Source organism: Pseudomonas sp. TWP3-1 (assembly GCF_049896625.1).
In the GTDB taxonomy this organism is placed as follows: Bacteria; Pseudomonadota; Gammaproteobacteria; order Pseudomonadales; family Pseudomonadaceae; genus Aquipseudomonas.
Genome location: NZ_JAFCUQ010000003.1, coordinates 1 through 16,172 on the forward strand (window position 1 = coordinate 1; position 16,172 = coordinate 16,172).

Annotated in this window: 13 protein-coding genes and 1 pseudogene; 10 read left to right on the forward strand and 4 right to left on the reverse strand. The window is 53.1% G+C overall.

Annotation, left to right across the window (positions count from 1 at the left end; genetic code table 11):
- From tssI to ACP7BN_RS05300, 8 genes and pseudogenes are all read left to right on the forward strand, one after another.
- Positions 1-963: type VI secretion system tip protein TssI/VgrG (gene tssI / locus ACP7BN_RS05265; RefSeq protein ID WP_426202221.1), on the forward strand; the 963-nt coding region annotated here is incomplete at its 5' end.
- Entirely contained in the window at positions 960-1,838 is an 879-nt protein-coding gene (locus ACP7BN_RS05270) for a DUF4123 domain-containing protein (protein WP_426202223.1), read from the forward strand. The genes tssI and ACP7BN_RS05270, both read left to right, overlap by 4 nt.
- Positions 1,838-5,317: a T6SS effector BTH_I2691 family protein gene (locus ACP7BN_RS05275; protein ID WP_426202226.1), complete on the forward strand. Its 3,480-nt coding sequence runs from the start codon at positions 1,838-1,840 to the stop codon at positions 5,315-5,317. The genes ACP7BN_RS05270 and ACP7BN_RS05275 overlap by 1 nt, the downstream gene beginning before the upstream one ends.
- Entirely contained in the window at positions 5,314-6,060 is a 747-nt protein-coding gene (locus ACP7BN_RS05280; RefSeq protein ID WP_426202229.1) for a hypothetical protein, read from the forward strand. The genes ACP7BN_RS05275 and ACP7BN_RS05280 overlap by 4 nt, the downstream gene beginning before the upstream one ends.
- Positions 6,061-6,433: 373 nt before the next feature.
- Complete coding sequence (locus ACP7BN_RS05285) at positions 6,434-7,186, forward strand: hypothetical protein (RefSeq protein WP_426202231.1); 753 nt, start codon at positions 6,434-6,436, stop codon at positions 7,184-7,186.
- A 226-nt stretch (positions 7,187-7,412) separates the two neighbouring features.
- Entirely contained in the window at positions 7,413-8,177 is a 765-nt protein-coding gene (locus ACP7BN_RS05290) for a hypothetical protein (RefSeq protein ID WP_426202233.1), read from the forward strand.
- 431 nt (positions 8,178-8,608) lie between these two features.
- Positions 8,609-9,175 carry a hypothetical protein gene (locus ACP7BN_RS05295; RefSeq protein WP_426202235.1) on the forward strand — a complete coding sequence of 189 codons (567 nt, stop codon included), beginning with the start codon at positions 8,609-8,611 and terminating at the stop codon, positions 9,173-9,175.
- Between the two features lie 99 nt (positions 9,176-9,274).
- Positions 9,275-10,200, forward strand: a pseudogene (locus ACP7BN_RS05300) (hypothetical protein).
- A 47-nt stretch (positions 10,201-10,247) separates the two neighbouring features.
- Here ACP7BN_RS05300 and ACP7BN_RS05305 read toward each other — a convergent pair.
- The gene (locus ACP7BN_RS05305; protein WP_426202237.1) at positions 10,248-10,970 is read right to left on the reverse strand and encodes a tellurite resistance TerB family protein; all 723 of its coding nucleotides are present in this window, start codon (positions 10,968-10,970) and stop codon (positions 10,248-10,250) included.
- Positions 10,971-11,234: 264 nt separating this feature from the next.
- On the opposite strand from ACP7BN_RS05305, the gene ACP7BN_RS05310 reads away from it, so the two are divergent.
- Entirely contained in the window at positions 11,235-12,473 is a 1,239-nt protein-coding gene (locus tag ACP7BN_RS05310) for a vWA domain-containing protein (RefSeq protein ID WP_426202239.1), read from the forward strand.
- Between the two features lie 70 nt (positions 12,474-12,543).
- Entirely contained in the window at positions 12,544-13,797 is a 1,254-nt protein-coding gene (locus ACP7BN_RS05315) for a TerD family protein (protein WP_426202241.1), read from the forward strand.
- A gap of 77 nt (positions 13,798-13,874) precedes the next feature.
- On the opposite strand, the gene ACP7BN_RS05320 is transcribed toward ACP7BN_RS05315, so the two are convergent.
- The 3 genes from ACP7BN_RS05320 to ACP7BN_RS05330 all read right to left on the reverse strand — a co-directional run bounded on the left by ACP7BN_RS05320 (position 13,875) and on the right by ACP7BN_RS05330 (position 16,135).
- Positions 13,875-14,453: a TerD family protein gene (locus ACP7BN_RS05320; RefSeq protein WP_426202243.1), complete on the reverse strand. Its 579-nt coding sequence runs from the start codon at positions 14,451-14,453 to the stop codon at positions 13,875-13,877.
- 76 nt (positions 14,454-14,529) lie between these two features.
- The gene (locus ACP7BN_RS05325; RefSeq protein ID WP_426202245.1) at positions 14,530-15,105 is read right to left on the reverse strand and encodes a TerD family protein; all 576 of its coding nucleotides are present in this window, start codon (positions 15,103-15,105) and stop codon (positions 14,530-14,532) included.
- Between the two features lie 31 nt (positions 15,106-15,136).
- The gene (locus tag ACP7BN_RS05330; RefSeq protein ID WP_426202728.1) at positions 15,137-16,135 is read right to left on the reverse strand and encodes a TerC/Alx family metal homeostasis membrane protein; all 999 of its coding nucleotides are present in this window, start codon (positions 16,133-16,135) and stop codon (positions 15,137-15,139) included.
- Positions 16,136-16,172: the final 37 nt, after the last annotated feature.

The following is a 16,172-nucleotide window of genomic DNA, read 5'->3' on the forward strand; positions in this document are numbered from 1 at the left end:
CACCCGAAACCGCGCATCCTCGGCAGCCAGAGCGCCGTGGTCACCGGCCCCAAAGGTGAAGAAATCCACTGCGATCAATACGGCCGCGTCAAAGTGCAATTCCACTGGGACCGCGAAGGTCAGGCCGACGACAAAACCAGCTGCTGGCTGCGGGTTTCCTCAGCGTGGGCCGGCGCGCAATACGGCGGCATCGCTATCCCGCGCATCGGCATGGAAGTCCTCGTCACCTTCCTCGAAGGCGACCCCGACCAACCGCTGATCAGCGGCTGCCTGTACCACAAGGAAAACACCGTCCCCTACGCCCTGCCGGCGAACAAGACGCGCAGCACCTTCAAGACCTTGAGTTCGATGGGCGGCGGCGGCTTCAACGAACTGCGTATCGAAGACAAAAAAGGCCAGGAACAAATCTTCCTGCACGCCCAGCGCGACTGGGACGAAAACATCGAGCACGACCAGAAGATTCGCGTCGGCAACGAGCGCCACGACACCGTCGAAAAGAACAGCTACACGGAATTCAAAGCCGAAGAACATCACACGGTTTATGCAGATCGCAAGGTCGAGGCGCAGGCCAGTGATCACCTGACGGTGGGTGTGAATCAGCACATCAAGATCGGCACCGGACAGTTCATCGACGCGGGTCAGGAAATCCACCTGAGCAGCGGCATGAAAGTGGTGATGGAGGCTGGCGCGGAGCTGACGCTGATTGGTGGTGGGAGCTTCATCAAGATCGACAGCGGCGGCGTGACCATGAGCGGGCCGGTGATCAACATCAACTCTGGGGGTGGACCGGGTAGCGGGACTGGCGCGGCACCGTTGTTGCCGGGGCCGTTGAAGCAGGCGGATGCGGATAAGGCTGGGCAGGTATTGGTGCCGGCGCAACGGCAGGCGTTGATGCGAGGAACTCCGCGTTGTGAAATTTGTGAAAAAGCCGCCGCTGAAACTGCGAAGGAAGCCGCAAAGTGAGTAATGCATCCAACGCCAACTTCCTGTTGATCGACGGCGTATTGCGCCCCGACGCAATCGCCAGTCTGTATCAGCTCGGCGAACCGTTAGAAATTGAACCTTTGTACATCGGAACGCGGTGGACGGATCTGAAAGACTTGGGGCCGATATTGGTGAAGCCTTCAGGCTCAACCAGCATGATTAACCAGACGTATCAGAACACTTCCAATCAGATGGACGCGACCCTTATATCCAGCCGCGCCACCATGAGTGTCGTCGCGGATCACCTCAGACGGTTCATCGCGCCTCCCGATGTATTGGGAGGCAGCGCGATGCTCCGCTTTGCTGACCCGTTAGTAACACGGCATTGGCTAGGTAGTTATCAAGGTGAGCACCTCAATGCGGTACTCGGCCCGGTCGAATCGTGGTCAGTGCCCAGAAAATCGCACTCATGGGAGTCATCCACGCCGACTCAATGGATTAATTTTCTCCGCTCCTCCCGACCAGCGGACTGGCAGGACAAATACGCCCATTTGGGACCAGCTCAACTGGATTCACTTGGTCGGGCCGCGCGCTGGCAGTTCATGGAGCGCCTGCACGAAAACCTTGAGCAATATCATCCTCGACCTCTTTCGAGTCTGGAAGTTAGCGAGCGCACCCTGTGGTTTGATGAACGACTGGATGAAGCCGAAGCTTGGGGACTATCAAGCGAACGCAGCCTCGCTATCTGGGTCGAATACAGCCTGCGCTGGGGTGCAGGATTTACCGAGCGCCCCAGTGGGCCTTATCAGGATTGGTTGGCGCGCACCCCTGACGCCCCCCGACTAGCGCCAGAAATACGTATCCAGCAGATGGACGACGACTGCCTGGACATCGAAATCGACAAGGAAGTGTGATGACTCAGCCCGCGACTGACGCCCAACTGAAACAGGCCAACCGCAACCAGAAGTTCACCAATGCCCCGATGGGGTCGGGACAGTGCTCACTGATGGCCGGTGAAGTCGCCATATTCCCGGTGCGCTACGCGGTGGATGAATCGCCAGCAAAAGGTAGCAGCCAAGGCCCAAATCCACTTCCGCAAAAATGGTCAGGCAAGCCGTCCGAACTCAAGACCCGCAGTTATACCCTTCGCCAACTTCGTGATGGTTGGCTGTATGTGTGGGACAGTGCCGACAAGACCTTCCACGAGTACGAGGTCAAAGGGAATCAGTTCACGCGGCACAAATGGACCGACGGACAACTGAATCAGGATGCGCGGAACAACCCGGGCGAAACACATCCGTACCTGCTCTATCCCCGCCGTAATCAATTACGCATCGCTTATTCGCCCGTCCAATGGACTTGGCGCATGTGCGAACTGATGCGAAATAGCAAGACGGAACAGAACCAATGGATGCGGAAAGTCGATCTGGCGGGCTTCTGCACGAGTGGCAACGTCGGCCATGGCGGCCCGATAACCGAACTCGGTAAAAGCGTGTCGGACATCCTCGCCGCTGGCGAAAGTGCCCCCACCTTCGCAACCACCCTTCTGCCCACCAAAGCCCCGGAAAAGGGTGGCCCGTTTAAGCCAGCATTCGAAGAAGCACTTGTACGTGGCAAAGTCCCTGAACAGGACACAGCGTTATTCGTGGCACTGGACGACCCGCTGGCGATTATTGATGACTTGACCATGAACTTGGCCGGCAGACTCATGGAGCAGAGTCAGTTCGAAAGTCTCAATCAACACAAGCTGCAAAGTGCGATCGCGGTACAAAATCTGTGTGGTTTTGATACCGATGCCTTTACACCTTCTTCCATCAAGGATCCGATCAAGCGGCAAGCCTACGCCGATGATCTCTATGGTCTCCTCCGCACAAATGATGAAATGGAGCGCGGTAAGGATCTGGTAGGCGGAGATCAAGCCGCAATGGTGGAGATGGGTTCGGCGTCAGCGACCACAGCTGCCCAGATCTCATTCAAAACCAAGTGGGGACACTTACCCGATCAAAAAAAGTGGCAAACAGCTCTCGATGAATGGAACTCCAAACGCTACTGGCGTGAGGATGTGCGCTTTGACGAGGTACAGAAGTACCTGAGTCAGACCACTACCGAAGCACAACGGCTTCAAGAACATTGCAAACGTAGCGAACAGGACCTGATCACTTGGCTGGACCAACTTAGCCCCAGCGCCGAGGCGGTTTACCACGACACCGTCAATGAGGAACAATCCTGCCAACTTTTGGAAAGCGCCCATGCGCTTTACACCGTGCTGGGCAATGGAGAAAAAGGCCAGGAATGGTTGTGCAAACAGGCAAAGCAACCGAGCACACTGTTCGGCATGGCATTATTCAACTTCACTCCTGAATTGGCCAAGCTGATCAAGCAGGTGACGCACAACTTCAGTACCACCGGCAATCTGGATGACCAAGGCCGCCAAGGCGACGGTAGCGCTGCCACGTTGACGCTGGCTTCGTCCGGTGATGCCACAAGCATCGCCACACGAGTCGCTGAAATCAAAGCGGTTCTGGATCTTGAGGCGATCAAAAACAGCAAGCTCTACAAGGCCATGAGCACTGGCGCCAAGCAATCCATGACCACGCTGATCAAGGTTGCGAACAATAAGGCCAAAGACGCATGGCACGGATTGAGCATCTCGCTATTGCCAGCAATGAAACAAGATGTCGCGCTGACACTCGCAGTGCCGCAAGTGCTGATTTCCACCGAAATATCCAGCGCAACCCAGCTCGCCTTCAACTCGACCTACCAACGTGATTATCAAGCCTGGCAGTTGAAGCTCGTAACCTTGAACAAAAAAATCACGGGCGCCAAAGGTGTACTGTCCCGCCCTGGCTCAGCGTACGATCAGCGTTCGGCACGCATCTCTATTCAAGCCTTTGAAGAAGAACTGAAAGCCCTGTTCTTGACGCGCCCCAATCAAATCGTGGCAAAAGCATCGGGTAGCACTCGTCTGGATGCAGGCATTCCGAAAATCAACAACTGGCTCGCCGACCTTGGGCAATCAGAGTTGGTGGGACAGCTCAAAATTGCAGGGACACACGAGTATTTGGTGCGCACCAAAAGCTGGATGGGGCAAAACTTGGGTAATGCTTTGCCAGCGTTGCTGGTTGGTCTAAATGTGTGGAATGTTTACAACACTATCAAACAGGCACAAAACGACGGTCAATTTTCTGCCGATGATGCGCGGTTAATGGGGTCAAGCGCCGCATACGCGGCCAATGCGATTGCTGCATTATGGGTTGGGCCAGCTTGGAGCCGAGCAGGACTTATGACGGCTGAATTAGGTCAAAAAACTCGGAGTGTGGCTCAAGCATCCTATAACACTTGGTTATCAGCAGCTAAAAAAGCAGCGGCTTCCGGTGATAGTGCCAAAGCAGCGATAGCAAACGAGTTTGCAGCGACCTCGAAAGGTCTGATGTTCCGTACCATGACATGGGCCGTTTTTGGAGTTATTGCGACTGGGCTCGAGGCTTGGCAGATATCCAAAGACGTAGCAGGCGCCACTAGTGGCGAAGAAAAAACACTACTTTGGGCGAAATTTGGTGTGACTTTCGGAATGTCTTTAGTTGCAACGGCTCAATTGGCTGGTATGGCGCTCGGCCCTTTGTTCGGCTTCGCGTGGGTAATGTCCAGTCCTGTAACGATCATTTTGGCGATCCTCGGAATCGCTTATTTGATGATTACAATGGCGGCCAATCGCTACAAGCGCGATGGATTGCGGCTATGGCTATACCGTTGTAATTGGGGACACGGCGCGGAACTGGAGTGGTCAGGTGACGAGGGCCATCAAAAACAGACGCAAGCATTGTTAGAAACCTTACAGCGCCCCAGCGTATTGGGTAGAGCTTTGTATTATGGTGGCGGCAGCACGCCGCGAAAATGGCTGGGCTTCTGGGTCCAGATTCAATTGCCGTCTACATTGCAGGGACAAGAAGTGACCCTGCAACCAGCAATGGTCGAAATCAACTATTTCTCGCCAAATGAGCTCCAGATCACGAAAGAAAGCTTTTACGAACAGTTTCTCAACGGAAATTGGGTGGACCCAAAGCAGCTAGGTAAATTACCCGATGGCCCAAGCATCCAACCCAGCCCAGCGGACTTCTCTAGCTCCGACACTGACCCCCATCGTCTGTGGCAAGTGTGGATCAACTCGTCGACAGAAAGCCCTGTTCTTGAGATAGAGGTCAAATACCCGCCAGGAGTACTCCAACGCAAAGATAAACGCGGCTACATGTTTCGAGTAGCGCTCGAGTGGTCTCCAAATGACGCCGACCGAGCCAACAACGCCTTCAGCGGCGAGTTAAAGGACGACATCGTGCTAAGTAAAAAAAACACCGCCCTTTTGAAATTAGCCGTGCCTAATGGAATAGAAAAATGATTTGTACGATATTTAACAAAGCACCTGATTTGCCGCCGCAACTTCAATGGAAGTATCTTGCTGAACCTGAACTTTTGGAGTGGGCTATTCGCGCACGAAACTACAACACATTCGCGGCTAATTGCATGCTTGCGTTTATGGCCGCGCTCACTCTCGGTGGCTCATTCATTATGTATTCGGTCTATGAAGGGATGAGCCAACCATGGCGAACCCTATCTTGTGTATTTTTCTTCACTTTCATAATGTTTACGATTTCGTGCATGACCCACCAACGAGTGAATTTTGCTTATCGCTTTACCAAGTCCGGAGTTGAGTATTGCGAGTGGAAGTCCCCCGCTAAATGGACATTGACGCTCGTAAAGTGGTTTTCCGGTATCACTGCGATTATTTTCATCTTCTTGGCAACGATTGATCCAGCTTTTTTAATCGGAGCGATGATAGGCCCTGGGGGAATGGGTTTGATGTATCTAGCGATGGGGAACTCCAAAAGCTATCAGGAGTTACACACGGAATATCATCACCATTTTCTACTATGGAAAGAACTAAAAAAATTAATAATATCAACAAACAGAAACATGATCGAACTCGAATATGGTGTACCGAAGAAAAACTCCGAACATCTGGCATTAGGTAGCCTCTATATTTTCTTTGGTTCACAAAAAAAAGAAGCGATCGCTATCATTAAATCCAATTTATCACCACACGCCACTTGCACAACAGAAAAAATCGATGTTTTAAATTAGAAAATTAGATTGCCCCCCCCAAACAAGAATAACGCCACTCTTTTTCTACCCCGTATTATAGAAGGCCATTTAGATTAAAGGGGACCAGATTAAAGGTGACGAATTTATTTTTATTCACACCTATTTCTGCAGACAAATAGACCCATTCCTTTTGCTAGTTGAGCTAGCAGTTAAATATCCCGCAGGAACATTTCAGCAGAAAGGTAAAACCAGTTACCCGCTTAGGATAGCGCTGGAGTGGAGCACAAGTGAAGCTAACCGAACCGATGGGGCGTTAAGCGGTGAGTTGAAAGAAAATGACGATATCATTTCGATCAAAAACGGCATTCCAACTCTAAAACTGCCAATCCCAAATTAGATCGCGAGTCACACAATGCTCAAATTTTACAAATCGCCGCCCCTACCTCCAAGACTTCAATGGACGTATTCCGACGAACCAGAACTATTGGGCTGGACAATTCGAGCACGCAACTACAATACATTCGTCGCGAATTGCATGTTCTTCTTTATGGTGACAATCACCCTGGGCGCCTCTTTCATCATGTACTCGGTCTATGAAGGAATGAGTCAACCTTGGCGCACTTTATCCTGCATATTATTTTTCAACTTCATCGTATTTACGATTTCCTGCATGACTCACCAAAAGATGAATTTCGCATATCGCTTTACTCAATCCGGTATCGAATGCTGCGAATGGAAGGATCTCTCAAAGTGGCCCATAACCCTTTTGACATGGCTGATCGTGACCACAGGTATCACTTTCATTTTTCTCGCAACAACTGATCCAACTTATTTGATCGGAGCAATAATAGGCCCCGGGGGCATGGGATTAATATATCTAGCAATGGCCAACTCAAAAAGCTACCGAGACATGCACACTCAGCACCACCATCTTATATACGAATGGCAGGATTTCACGCAACTAGCCATTGCAATAAATCGCGAGTTAGTCGACTTGAAATTCACGCACTTCAATCAGCGCCTCGGCCGCAAAATAAGCTTTAGCATCAATATTTTTTGCGAATCGAAACAGAAAGAGATAGTTGCCAATTTCATCAAGCCTTATCTTTCACCAGGCGTGCCTTTCATCAACGCTAAGGTCAACGTCCCAATGAGCACTGACTGATTATCGACAGTCCAATCCTTGAATTAGAGGTCAAGTACCCGATAGGTACACTTCAGCGTAATGATGGACGTGGCTATCTATTTCGGTTGAAACTTGAATGGACGGCGAGTGAGGCCGACCGGGCGAGCAACGCTTTTAGTGGTGAGTTGAAGGAAAAGGACGGCGTTGTGTTGAGAACGAAGAGCACGCAATTCCTAAAGTTAGCGATCCCAAAGCGAAATATTCAATGAGCAATACAATTTTCACAGCCAGCAGAGATCCTAGCCTACCACCTAAATTGCATTGGAAACATGCCAACGAACCGGCTCAATTGGAGTGGACGGTCAGAGCACGCAATTACAACACGGTCGTGGCTAACTGTATTTTTTATTTTATGGCAGCACTCATATCCGGGGTCACTGCCATTATGTATGGCGTATACGAAGGTATGAACCAACCTTGGCGCACGCTATCCTGCGCCTTCTTCTTCATAGTTATGTTATTTATAATTTCATGCATGACCCATCAGCAAGTAAATTTCGCCTGCCGGATTTCAGAGTCTGGATTAGAGTATTGCAAATGGAAAGATTTTCCTAACTGGACTTTAACCTCATTGAAATGGCTTTCCATTGCTACAGCCATTATTTTCATTTTCCTAGCCACTATAGACCCTTCATTTTTATTCGGCGCTCTGCTTGGACCAGGAGGCATGGGATTGACGTACTTTTTTATGATAAACTCAAAAAATTATCGAGAGATGCATTCCCAATATAATTACTATGCATTTAAGTGGAGCGACTTTACACAACTTGCTATCGCGACAAACAGGGAAGTTGTCGACCTACAATACAGCGTAATACAAGATGGGCATGATCACAAAACAGAGTGGAACCTTAATATCTTCTGCAAAAAAAACCAGAAAAACCTAGTAGCAAACGTCATGAAAATCTATCTTCCCTCGGAAGTTCCATTCATTAATGCGAAGGTCAACGTACCGCTAAGCACAGAGTGAGCCCAAGATTCGCTCATTACAGATGCGCCAACACAAAACCACATCAAAAAAAGGTAATTTATTTATGCTCGTATTTTTCCAGGTAGACAAAACCGTAGCCATGGATGAATGCGGGCAAGTTAAAACGGGTGAGCTCGCTACGTTACGTTTCAAATGAGTAATTTTGATACTGGGGGGCTCCTACTGCATCGACAACGCACTCAAACACTGAACCTTGCAATACCGATTTTAGTAGTATCATGAAAAAAAACCTATTCAACTTCCATACTAAATTTGCTCTCCCCTCGCGACTCCAATGGAAATATTCAAATGAAAACGAATTACTAGCCTGGACTATTCGCGCTAGAAACTACAACATTCTCGTAGCCAATATAATGTTCTGGTCGTGCTTGACTGCAATTACGATTGGATCAGCATTAATATATAAAAGCATGGACGATGATCCTCTTTTCAGCGGAACGCTGACATTATTATTCTTCACAACAGTTAACATCGCCCTAGCATCCATGACCCATCAAAGAATGAACTTCTCTTATCGCTTCACCGAATCAGGACTGGAGTGCTGCGAGTGGAAAGACTTTCCTAAATGGATGCTGACCTTCCTAAAATGGCTAACAGCAATAACGGCTATCATGTTCATTATTCTGGCAAGCGTTGATCCTGCTTTTTTGATCGGAGCAATAGTCGGTCCTGGATGCATCGGATTAACGTACCTAGCAATGGCCAACTCAAAAAGCTACCGGGACATGCACACTCAGTACCACCATCTTACATACGAATGGAAGGATTTCACCCAGCTGGCCATTGCAACAAATCGTGAGGTAGTAGACTTGAAATTCACGCACTTCAATCAGCGACTTGGCCGCACGATAAGCTATAGCATCAATATTTTTCGCGAAAAAAAACAGAAAGAGATAGTTGCCAATTTCATCAAACCTTATCTTTCACCAGGCGTGCCTTTCATCAAGGCCAAGGTTAACGTTCCGATGAGTCATTAGCTTACGGGACGACCCGACACCGGAACTGGATCGTGTGCCAAGCTATCCGTTCGGCGACGGCAAGCCCGGCGGTCTTTACTTGCAACCCAAGGACAAAGCATGAGCACGCCACCGGCAGGCACCACGAAAAAACGGATATTTTCGCAAAACGATTACTTATCACCACTACCGATTCCCACGGGGGAGAAACCGCAAGACGTACTCAATACAATCTGGCGCAAGAACGAAAGTTTTCTCGACATCGGCAACTTTAGCGTTGGATCGGCGGCAATGGCCATGTGGCCAGCACTCATCTTGTTTTTGTCTTTGGCTTTCGTATTTAGAAATATATCACCCGACCTCAGTGTTTTTATTCTGATTGGCGGAGGGATCATCATTGGAATTCCTTCCATATTTGTAGTTCAAGGTTTATTGCGCGATGTGCCTTTACCTGTTCGCTTCAACCGCCAGCGTCGTGAGGTGTGCGTCCCGCGAGAGGGCGGCGAATACTGGATCGTCCCTTGGGAAAGCGTAACCGCAGCAGCAACGCAACAATCCTCAGTAAGTCAGGCCGGCAAAGCCACCATGGGCTTGTTAATCATTGGTTTTGAGAACCCTGATCCGCAGGCAAAAGAAGAAAACAAACATTTTTCGCTCGGTTTCAACTGTGGCGGCGGTACGACAGCTATGGCGTTGTGGGAGTGCACCCGCAGCTATATGGAAGTCGGGCCGGACGCTGTGCCTGATAGCCGAGTAGGCATTGCACCCTATGAAGAAACACAGATCGGTTCAATTATTACCGACTTGCGCAAGGGAGATCTGTTGAGTGTTTTATGGGGATATTCTGCATCACGATTCTGGGAACCTATCTCGCAGAGAAACTGCAGGATCTGAAGCTGTCGCATCCGCCCGAACTCACCTACCCCGCCATCATCGAATGGTCCAAACCGTTGCCCCCCGAGCAATGGGCCAATCGCTCCCCGGAGTTGGAGGCGGCCATCGCCAAACGAGAAGCGGAACTGCAGGCCAACGCACAAGCCGCATGACTGATGGAGGCGTCCAAACCACCGACGCCCCCAGCAACCCGCAAGATTTAAGTCAGAGCCTGCCGCACCTGCTTCTCCAACTCCACCTTCAACCCCGGCTCCAGCTTCAACTGCCGCGCCAGTTCATCCAGATAGCTCTTCTCCATGAAGTTCTCCTCATCCACCAACATCACGCTCGCCACGTACATCTCAGCCGCCATTTCCGGTGTGCTTGCCGCGCGGGCGACGTCGGTCGGGTCGAGGGGTTTGTTGAGTTCGGCGTGTAGCCAGTTCTTGAGTTCTACGTCGTTGTCGAGTTTGGTGAACTCGCCTTCGATCAGTTGACGTTCGCGGTCGTCGATGTGGCCGTCGGCTTTGGCGGCGGCGACCAGTGCCTTGAGGATGGCCTGGCTGTGTTGTTCGACTTGCGCGGGTGGTAGGCGGTCGAGAGTCTGTGGTTCTGACTGCGGGGCCTTGCCCTGTTGGGCGTTCCAGTTGCCGTAGGCTTTGTAGGCGATGACGCCCAGCGCGGCGAGGCCGCCATAGATCGCGACTTTGCCGCCGACCTTGCGCACTTTCTTGTTGCCGAGCAGCAGGCCCATGGCCCCGGCTGCCAATGCGCCGCCACCGGCGCCGGAGAGCAGGCCACCCAAGCCGCCGCTGCCGGAAGACCCGCCAAGCAAGCCGCCGAGGCCACCGGCAGAGGATTTGTTCTGAGTGCCGCCAGTCTTGTTCTGCAACATGTCCTGGCCGGACTTGAGCAGTTGATCGAGCAATCCACGGGTGTTCATGTTCCGCCTCCAAACAGGGGTAATCCGGATCAATAAGGCCGTCAGACTAGTTCGAAAGTGCCGCACACCTCAGGGCGAGTGTGCTTCCAGATGTTGCTAGAGCTGCACTTACTCGCACAACCGCAAATCGATCACTGGCGGCATGTGATGCTCAAGCACTGATGCTCGCGGGAGGGGGTGGTCAATTTGATTTCGACGTGCTTTTCGGCCAGATTACCCGTCGCGTCGAAAGGCACCGAATTCAAACTTTCAAGGAAGTCACACATGCAGATCAGCCAGGGCCAACGGTTGCCGTTATCAAAGATTCTTCAGGGACGCGCACTGACGCTCTCGATCAGGATCGACGCCGCGCAAGTGATCGACTTCGTGTGCTTTGGCGTCGATGCGCAAGGCAAGCTTTCGGATGACCGTTACATGGTCTTTTTCAATCAGCCGAGCACGCCCTGCGCCAGTATCAGAATCGCCGATGGCGGTCGGTTCGAGATCAGCCTGGATTCGCTTCCAGCGTCTATCGACCGTTTGGTGTTTACCGCCTCGATCGATGGCGCTGGCGCCCTGAAAGACATTCGCGCCAGCAGCTTCGAAGTCATCAGCCCGACCGGCGAGTCGGTTGCCAGTTCCGCATTCTCGGGTGCTGACTTTACCGGCGAGAAAGCGATCATGGTCGCCGATCTTTATCGCAAGGACGGTGAGTGGCGCCTCGCGGCCAACCTTCAGGGCTATGCCGAGGGACTGGATGCGCTGGTCAAGCACTTCGGTGGCGAAGTTGCCGAGGAAGCGTCACCCATACCGGCGAAAGTCTCTCTGGAGAAACGTGTTGGCGACGCCGCGCCGAAATTGGTCAGCCTGGCGAAGAAAGCTCAAGTCAGCCTCGAAAAAGCCAATCTCACTGAAACCAAGGCCCGCGTGGTGCTGGTGCTCGACGCAACCGGTTCCATGAACGGCCAGTATTCCCGTGGCCGGGTACAGGAAGTGCTCGACCGGGTGATCCCGCTTGCCGTTTCGTTCGATGAAGATGGCGAACTGGATTGCTGGGCATTCGCCGAGAAACCACTGCAACTCTCCCCCGTCACACTCCGCAACTATGAGCGCTTCATCGACACCGACAGCCAGGGCTGGAAAAAGTGGAATGTCGGCGGTCGCTTCAACGATGAACCGCGAGTCATTGAAAAGGTGTTGGCGTCGTTCCAGCAGTCCAATGACCAGACGCCCATGTTTGTGATCTTCATCAGCGACGGCGGCGTTTCGAAGAATCGCGAGATCACCAAGCTGATGGTGGACGCTGCCAACCTGGGGATTTTCTGGCAGTTCGTCGGCATTGGCGGCTCCAACTACGGCGTCCTGGAAAAGCTCGACACCCTGACCGGACGCGTGGTCGACAACTGCGGTTTCTTCGCGCTGGATGACTTGCATGACATCAGCGAGGAACAGCTGTACGACAAGTTGATGGCTGAATTCCCGTCTTGGCTCAAGGAAGCCAAGGCCAAAAGCATCATTCGCTGACCCGCGAAACGCTCAAAGCACATCGCGAACGCGGTGTGCTGCCCGTTTATCCATGGAATAGGGATCTCAATTGAATCAGTCTCTCAAGCCCGGCGAAAACACCACCCTCAGCAGCCCGCAGGGACAGGTGGTGGTCACGCACGCGGCAGGCGCCAATCTCGACGTCAATCTGACCGCGTTTCTGCTGACTGACACCGGCAAGGTGCTGGATGACAGCGGCATGGTGTTCTTCAACGTTCCTGAACATCCGTCCGGCGCGGCGACTTTCGCCGCGCCGGTCGTTCAGGGCAGCGTGATCAGTCACAGCATCAGTTTCGATCTGGCGCGCCTGCCCGCCAACATCACCAAAGTCGCCATCACCCTGACGCAGGACGGCAGTGCTGGCGGGTTCGAGGTGGTCAAGGAGCTGCGAGCCACAGTGATTGCCGGTGCTCAGGTGCTGGAGTTGGCACCCGAGCCATTCTCCAAAGAGACCGGGATCATCGTGCTCGATCTGTACGTGCGCAATGGCCAGTTCAAAGCGCGCTCGGTATGGCAAGGTTTCGCTTCGGGCTTGGCTGGTCTGTGTGGGTTGTACGGAGTTGAAGTCGAAGAAGAAGCGCCACCTCCGCCTCCAGCCAAACCCGTCAGCATGCAGAAGTCGCTGATCACCCTCGACAAGGTCGGCAGCAGCCACAAGGTCTCGCTGGAAAAAGGCCCGTCTGCGCCGAAAGCCATTCGAGTCAGCGCCACTTGGGTGGATAACGGTGACGACTGCGACAACGACGACCTCGATTTGCGCATCGGCATCCTGCGCCCGGATGGGCGGATGTCGATCATCCAGGCACCGGACAAGCGCGGCGAGTTTGACCTCGACCCTTACGTGTTCCATACCGGCGATGTGGTCAGCGCCAGTGCCAACGAACCGGCGGTGGAAACCGTCGACATCAATCCGGCGATCTCGCAACTGATGGGCGGCAAAGTGGCGCTGGTGTGCAGCGTGTACTCAGCGGTCGACAACGGTGCGGTTTCAGTGGCTTCCCTGAAACCGAAAATGCGCATGGAGTACGGCAACCAGATCGTCGAGTGCGCCTTCGAGTTTCCCCAAGGTCGTGATGATGACGATGATGACTTCAGCGACATGATCTACACCTACGTCATCGGTCTGATTGAAATCGACCAGGATCACATCGTACTCAGCCCGTCCGGAGCTACCTCCGAGTCTTGCAGCGAAGCCACGCCGTGGCTCACCCGCAATGGCGACAAACTCAAGCTGACGATGGACGGCCCGGAAGTGTTCAAAGGCGAGCCACTGCAAAACAGCGGTTCGAAACGCTACGTCTGATCGTTGTCGCCGATCAGTTATCTGCAAGCAAAAAAAAGCCCCCGGCAAACGCAGGGGGCTCTAGCAACCCTTTCGGGTTAGCCGATGTTCACGCCGTGTTCTTTAGCCAATGGCGCCAAGCCGCCAGCGAAGCCCTGGGCGATCGCTTTGAACTTGAACTCCTCACCGTTGCGATACAGCTCGCCGAAGATCATCGCGGTTTCGGTCGAAGCGTCTTCGCTCAGGTCGAAGCGTGCCAGCTCTTTGCCGTCAGCTTTGTTGACGACGCGGATGTAGGCGTTTTGCACCTGGCCGAAGCTCTGCTTGCGTGATTCAGCCTCGTGGATGGTCACAGCGAACACCAGCGTCTTCACTGCTGGCGCCAGGCCGGTCAGTTTGACGGTGACTTGTTCGTCGTCGCCTTCGCCTGCGCCCGACTTGTTGTCGCCCATGTGCTCGACCGAGCCATCAGCAGACTTCTTGTTGTTGTAAAAAATGAAGCTGTTGTCGTCGAGCACTTTGCGGTTTTCCCCAACGACGAAAACCGAAGCGTCGAGGTCGAATTCGGCACCGTCGGTGACGCGTGCGTCCCAGCCCAGGCCAACGATGACTTCAGTCAGGCCTGGAGCTTCTTTGGACAGGCTGACATTGCCACCCTTGCTCAGTGATACCGCCATGTTCAGATTCCTCTTGGTTGTGTGAGTCAGGCCCTGAATTCAGGGCCTTGCAAATCAATTGGCAAAATGCCGGATCTTAGAAGTTCAGACCGAAAGAATTAGCGACAGCCTTCAGGCCACCAGCATAACCCTGGCCCACAGCGCGGAATTTCCACTCGCCGTTGTTGCGATACAGCTCGGCAAACATCATAGCTGTTTCGGTGGAAGCGTCTTCAGCCAGGTCATAGCGTACGACTTCAGCACCAGATACTTCGTTCACGACACGAATGAACGATCCGCCGACCTGGCCAAAGCTCTGCTTGCGGGCTTCGGCGTCATGGATGGTCACGACAAACACGACTTTTTCGACGTCGGCCGGGACACGGCTCAGGTCAACCTTCAGTACTTCGTCGTCGCCGTCGCCAGCGCCGGTACGGTTGTCACCGGTGTGCTCAACCGAACCGTCGGCGCTCTTCAACTGGTTGTAGAAGATGAAGTCTGCGTCGCTGCGAACCTTGCCGCTTGCGCCTACCAGAAACGCGCTGGCGTCCAGGTCAAACTCGGCACCGTCGGTAGCGCGCGGGTCCCAGCCCAGGCCAACCAGAATTTTGGTCAGGCTCGGGTCGGTTTTGGTCAGGGACAGGTTGCCACCTTTTTGAAGTGTCAAAGCCATCGGTACATCTCCTTGTGGTTGATGCTGCTACTCAATTGTTTTCGGTTTGGGTTTCTTCCTGACCCGGGAAGATCAGGCTCGCCACTACGCCGATTGCCAGGACAACCATAACAATCAACAGGCTGGTGTTGGCGTCAATGGTGTAGCCGTGGTGGAACATGTGGTCGGTGGCGTTCAGGCCAAGTTTGACTGCGATGAAGAACAACAGCGCAATGACCGATTTTTCCAGATGCACCAGGTAGCGTTTCAGCGCTTCGAGCACGAAGTACATGGTCCGCAGGCCAAGAATCGCGAACAGCATGGCCGAGTAAACGATCAGCGGTTCACGGCTGACCGCGATCACTGCCGGCACCGAGTCGAACGCGAAGAGGATATCCGACACTTCCGCGACCACCAGGCACAGGAACAGCGGCGTGGCGAACAACGTGCCTTTGGCCGCCAGGGTCATGCCCTGATTTTCCGGTTTCTGCAGCTCACCTTCGAGCACCTTGCGGGTCACGAAGAAGTTATGGCCGTGCAGTTTTGGCCACACCGGGAACAGCTTCTGTGCGAAGCGATACGCCATGTGCTTGGAGTAGTCTTCTTCCTCGTCATCGTCCCCACCGGCGCGCAACATCATCACGGCCGTCCAGGCAACGATCACCGCGAAGACAATTTCCACCCACGGACCGAAAGCCAACAGGCCGGTGCCGATCGCCACGAACACGCCACGGAACACGATGGCGCCGATGATGCCCCAGTACAGAACGCGGTGACGCAGGCCATCCGGCACTTTGAACCAGGCAAAGATCGCCATGAAGACAAACAGGTTGTCGACACTCAGGACTTTTTCCAGCGCATAACCGGTGACGAACAGGCTGGCCACTTCAGCGCCGTGCTGCACGTACAGGAAACCTGCGAACGCCAGCGAAATCGCGATCCAGAAGATCGACCAGATCGAGGCCTTCATCAGCGAAATGGGCTTGTCTCCACGGTGCGTGACCATGTCCAGCAGCAGGGCGCCAACCGCCAGCCCTACAAACACCGCCATGGTCAGCGGGGGAAATCCGATTTGCGTTTCCACAGGT